The following is a 5462-nucleotide window of genomic DNA, read 5'->3' on the forward strand; positions in this document are numbered from 1 at the left end:
AATTGTGTGTTTGATGTGCTCATTTCACCAAAAGAAACAAGCATAGAGCGTTGCAGTGCAAAGATTGAAGGTTGCAAGTGTAATCTTTGAGAAAGCATAAAGCGCCATTGTGATCATTAAAATTTCGTGTAATTGTTGTCCTCTATCCTTCAAAGCGGCAAGGATTACTGTTCCTGCGAAAGGCAGAGATAATACAAGCAACATGATTCCAACAGATCTTGCTAATGATTGTTTGCACTTATTTGTCCGAAGAACTAAAAAACGAACAACGCTCAAAATCAGGTAATACGCGCCAAGTGTTAAAAGCCACCATAATTTTGATAAAATACCCACACCAAGATAATAGGCGCTGAACGCCATATTAAATACCAAGCTACAGAGAGCGATTTTATACGTTTTGTCCATTGATATTTCGTTTCCCCATGACGCACTCGGTTAAGCAAATGTGATGGTGTATGTAAATCTTACACTGAAATCCAAAGTAAATTCGCAGATATGCTACAAGCAAACAACGAAATCAAAAAATTTACTTGCAACTTCCCACTTGAAGATTCAGAGTAAACTATTTGTATCGATTTGTTCTTTTTTCATTTATAAATCCTCCATTTGTGTTTTGTGTGACTGGAAGGTCATCTTTATATTACCACAAATGGAGGATTTTGTTTTGTTCATCGATTAACCTTTTTTGAATCACGCGACTATCGCGTGGTTTTCGTTATACAACGAAAAGGACTTAGAAATTTTCCAAGTCCTTTAACTTTTTGTTTTTTATTTCAAGAACAAATATTATTTAGTAAAGATAAACTCCCAATCAACATCTGCTCCCGTAGCTGCTTCAATTGTAAACGAATATAGATTATCAGCAATTTTTGTAAGCTTATCGTCTGCATTGAAGCCGTTAGGAATATAAATCTTCATTGTGTAACTATCCCCTTCAACTGTTGCAGAGGTTCCGCAAAGAGCATTTCTTTCGTTATCCCACTTCATATTCTTTATTTCACAAGCACCCTGTGTAATATGTCTATCAGTGGAAACTATCATCGGTCTATTCTCAAATTTTCTGAAGCTGAGTATTCTTGTTTCACAAGCATCAAAATCAAGAGAAATCTCTCTGTTTATTTTTCCGATAAACTCATTATGCCAATAATCAAATACAAGATATTCAGCATTCTCTTCAAGGTCAAGTTCATCAAAAGAATAGCTTGTAGAGGTTTTTATATTAAGAGTATTAAAGAAATTAATAACTCTATACTCTTCATATCCTGTATTGATGAAAAGATTAATCAACAAAATTTCCCCTGTGAATTCAGGTGCTTCAAATAACATTGAACGAATATCCATAGGAGGAATTGCTCTTTTGACAATATCAATTCTGGAATCCTGCAAGAATCTCAAGTCATCTCCTAATGTAATCGGCATTCCGCACATTGAAACAAAACAACTTCTTGAAATCGCCTGAATATCATTATTGAAATCATCTCTTAAAACAACATTATCAGGGTCAAGTATTTCAACAATATTATGTAATGGATAAAGAAAACAAGTTCTTTCAACACAGTACTGTTTGAAATCTTGCCATCCGAAAATATCAGCACCTATTCTTGCGGCATCGAAAATGTCACAAAAAGCAGTTATATCTCTGTATGCCTCGCCGTGACACGACAGCATATATGTATCTTCTCCAAGAATATCTCTTGCCTTCTGTATAGCACCTCTTAAGGCATCTTCTGATGACAGAGATTTATCATATAAATCATCATGGCACTGGTCAAGATAATCAAGTGTTTTAGGAAGAGCATCCCATTTAACAGCCTCAAAACCCCATTCCTTAACCTGATTAAAGGCTATTGTTAAAAATCCGTTAAGGAAATCAGGATGCGTTGGGTCTAAAAAATAGGGACCGCACCATGATTGTTTATTAATTAAAACTGTTTGAGGATTTTCTTTTATATATTCACTTTCTTTCACCTCATGAGTAAAGCCTACCCATACAGCAGGTATTAAGCCTTGCTCTCTAATACTGTCAGCAAGATATTTCATACCGTTTGGATATCTATTTTTATCAGGATTAAAGGTGTCACAATCAGTCTCTGTAATAAAGGTTCCGTTATGATAGAAGAAGAGTTGTCCCATATTAAAAATTACGCAGATATTATTTGTCTCAGATACTCCGACCGTGTAAAATTTAATATTATCAATAATTGTCATCAAAACAATCTAATGATACCTAAGCTTATTATCCAACCATTAGTCGAAAACGCTTTTGAGCATGGAATGAAAGATACTCTATCAGACGGAGAAATCGAAGTATTACTTTATGAAGAAAACAATATGTTAATCATAAATGTCAAAGACAATGGCGGAAATATTACACAAGATACAATAGATGGACTGTATAATACAATTAATTGCGTTAAAGAAACTGACGAAATGACCGGTCTTTCAAATGTAAATAAAAGACTCAAAATTTTCTTTGGAGAAGATAGCGGTTTAAATTTGTTTATAAATCAAGATGAAGAATTTGTTTCTCAAATTAAAATCAATCTAAACCATCTTGAAAATAATATTTTAAAGGAATTTAAATAGTGTTATTTAGTAAATCTTAATACATTCCAGGAAAATGAAGGAATCTTCACATTGAAGGTTCCTTTTTCGCCGTTTATATCATTTACGCTTGTAGGAACTACATTAAAAGGATTTGCTGCAGTATTAGACATATTCTTATCAGCTGCTGTCATTACAATATGTGATTCAGGACTATATTCTTCTGCATTTTCAAGAATAATATCAAAATCACAATCCTGCTCTTCGCTTCTGTTACATACAAAAACGGTAATGCTTTCGTCCTCTCCGAACACACAAAGACTTTCAACATAAGGAACTGTTCCGTGAATACAGTCGTAAGTTTCAGAATTTGTTATGGTATTAAGAACTGTTCCTCTTCCGTATTTTGAAGCATGCATAAAAGGATAGAAGGTTGTTTGCTTCCACATAGCTCCTGTGTCATCGGTCATTATGGGCGCAATAACATTAACAAGCTGTGCAAGACAAGCAAGCTTTATTCTGTCGCAGTGACGCATCATAGTAATAAGCAAACCACCCAAAGCAACAGCATCCTCCATGCTGTAAATGTCCTCAAACAAATGAGGCGCTACTTGCCAAGGCTCAACATCCTGTTTTCTGCTGAACTGATACCAAATATTCCACTCATCATAAGAAATCATCATTGTTTTATTTGAACGTTTCTTAGCCTTAACAAAGTCACAGGAAGCCAGTACCCCTTGAATAAACTTTTCCATTTGAGCATTTGATGCAACAAATGAAGGTGTATCCCCGTTAGCGTTTTCATAATAGCTGTGCATAGAAATATAATCTACGCTATCGTAGGTAAGCTCCAATACCTCTCTTTCCCAATCGGGATGAGTGGGAAGAAGATTGCTTGAGCTACCGCATACAATAAGCTTTATAGAAGGATCGGTAAGTTTCATGAGCTTAGCACTTTCCTCGGCTACCCTACCGTATTCATAAGCAGTCTTTCGGCCAATTTGCCAAGGACCATCCATTTCATTGCCTAAGCACCAATATTTTACATTATGAGGCTCTTTATAGCCGTTAGCGATACGCATATCGGCATACTTAGTGCCTGCTCTACTGTTGCAATATTCAACCAGCTGTCTTGCTTCATCGGGTCCTCTGGTGCCAAGATTAACAGCAAGCATAGGCTCAGAACCGATTTTCTTACAATAGGTACAAAACTCATCAGTTCCTACCATATTAGTCTCAACGCTATTCCAAGCCAGCTCAAGTTTTTTAGGACGAAGCTCTATGGGACCTACCCCATCCTCCCAATTATATCCGGAAACAAAGTTTCCGCCAGGATATCTGATAACTGATATATTGAGCTCTTTTACTGCTTCTGCAACATCCTTACGAAATCCCATACTATCTGCCAAAGGATGTTTCGGATCATAAATTCCGTTGTAAATTGCTCTTCCTACATGTTCGAGAAAAGAACCAAACATTCCACTATCAGTTTTACCAATAACATATTCGCTATTTACCCTAATTTTTGATTTTATCATTTTACCTGCCTCCGATATTTTAATTGTTGAACGCATTCACTTTATCGTTAAAGTATATTTTTATTATAATGTAAATTTTAAATGTTTGTCAATCGTTAAATTTTGATATTGTATTGATTATGCAATATATTTACAATAATGGTTGCTGTTGCTTCGTTTGAAATATTAATATTTAATTCAAACCTATTTTTTAAAGCTAATATAAAGCTTTTAATTGACAAAACAAAAAAGTCGTGCTATACTCATTTTATACTTTACTTTAACGATAAAGTAAACTGCTGTAATTTTCATATAACTTTACAGTTTTATTACAATATTACTTTATCGTTAAAGGTAATTACTACTATTTAATTTTTAGGAGGTTTTATTATGAAATTAGCATTATTGGTTGCTAACAGAGGCTTTTTCCCCAGCTCAGTTATTGAAAGTGCAAGAGCTGAAATGCAAGAAGCTTTCAAAAAAGCAGGAGTTGAATGTCTTGCCATTGACGAAAAATCTGTAAAATACGGAGCTGTTGAAACAACAGCAGAAGGTATGATTTTTTCAGATTTCCTTGAGGCTCACAGAGGAGAATATGATGGTCTTGTTATCTGTCTTCCCAACTTCGGCGATGAAAACGGCATTAAAGCCGCTATTAAGAATGTAAATGTTCCTATTCTTATTCAGGCATATCCCGATGAAATTGGCAAAATGGATTTTGCTCACAGAAGAGATGCTTTCTGTGGAAAGCTTGCACTTACCAGTGTTTTAACACAAATGGGTATCAAATATACCGAATATATGCCCTTTGTTGTTCATCCTCTTTCTGATGAATTTGATGCTCAGCTTAAAAAGTTTGTAGGTGTTTGCCGTGTAGTTAAAGGTATGACCAATGCTCGTATCGGTACTGTAGGCGCAAGAACTACTGCATTTAAAAGCGTTAGATTTGATGAAAATGCTCTTGAAAGACACAAGATTGACGTTGAATCTTATGATTTGAGTACTATTTTCGATAAAATCAAAAAAACTGATGATAACAGTGAAGAAGTTAAAGCTTGGATTACAAAGCTTTACGGCGTTGCCGATTTTTCAAACGCTCCTTCAGGCAGAGATCTTGTAATGGCTAAATTAGGCGTTGTTCTTGAAAATCTTGTTAAAGAAAATAAGCTTGATGCACTTGCTATCCGTTGTTGGAGCGAACTTCAGGAACAACTTGGAATCACTCCCTGTGCTGTAATGGGTATTCTTAATGGTTGTGGTATTCCTGCTACATGCGAAATGGATGTTACCAATACTATCACAATGATGGCACTTGCTCTCGCTTCCGGCAATTCTTCCGGTTGTCTTGACCTTAACAACAACTTTGGAAACGAACCCAACAAATGTATTGCTTTCCACTGC

General features: G+C 35.4%; 5 protein-coding genes. 2 read left to right on the top strand and 3 right to left on the bottom strand.

From position 1 onward, the window contains the following. Nucleotides 1–24: 24 nt before the first annotated feature. Nucleotides 25–405: a hypothetical protein gene (locus tag E7480_06495; protein MBE6904240.1), complete on the bottom strand. Its 381-nt coding sequence runs from the start codon at nt 403–405 to the stop codon at nt 25–27. 381 nt (nt 406–786) lie between these two features. After that, complete coding sequence (locus tag E7480_06500; GenBank protein ID MBE6904241.1) at nt 787–2133, bottom strand: hypothetical protein; 1347 nt, start codon at nt 2131–2133, stop codon at nt 787–789. Between E7480_06500 and E7480_06505 the strand changes: the two genes are divergently transcribed. Further along, nucleotides 2110–2586 carry a hypothetical protein gene (locus E7480_06505; protein MBE6904242.1) on the top strand — a complete coding sequence of 159 codons (477 nt, stop codon included), beginning with the start codon at nt 2110–2112 and terminating at the stop codon, nt 2584–2586. The genes E7480_06500 and E7480_06505 overlap by 24 nt on opposite strands. 2 nt (nt 2587–2588) lie before the next feature. On the opposite strand, the gene E7480_06510 is transcribed toward E7480_06505, so the two are convergent. Beyond that, the gene (locus tag E7480_06510) at nt 2589–4082 is read right to left on the bottom strand and encodes an alpha-N-arabinofuranosidase (GenBank protein MBE6904243.1); all 1494 of its coding nucleotides are present in this window, start codon (nt 4080–4082) and stop codon (nt 2589–2591) included. Nucleotides 4083–4451: 369 nt separating this feature from the next. On the opposite strand from E7480_06510, the gene E7480_06515 reads away from it, so the two are divergent. Further along, nucleotides 4452–5462: hypothetical protein (locus E7480_06515; GenBank protein MBE6904244.1), on the top strand; the 1011-nt coding region annotated here is incomplete at its 3' end.

The organism is Oscillospiraceae bacterium, assembly GCA_015067255.1.
Classification (GTDB): domain Bacteria; phylum Bacillota; class Clostridia; order Oscillospirales; family SIG519; genus SIG519.

What these genes read in the sequence shown, in the direction of transcription:
- E7480_06495 (MBE6904240.1), bottom strand. Translation starts at nt 405, where the DNA reads ATGGACAAAACGTATAAAATCGCTCTCTGTAGCTTGGTATTTAATATG.
- E7480_06505 (MBE6904242.1), top strand. Translation starts at nt 2,110, where the DNA reads ATGATAGAAGAAGAGTTGTCCCATATTAAAAATTACGCAGATATTATT.
- E7480_06500 (MBE6904241.1), bottom strand. Translation starts at nt 2,133, where the DNA reads ATGGGACAACTCTTCTTCTATCATAACGGAACCTTTATTACAGAGACT.
- E7480_06510 (MBE6904243.1), bottom strand. Translation starts at nt 4,082, where the DNA reads ATGATAAAATCAAAAATTAGGGTAAATAGCGAATATGTTATTGGTAAA.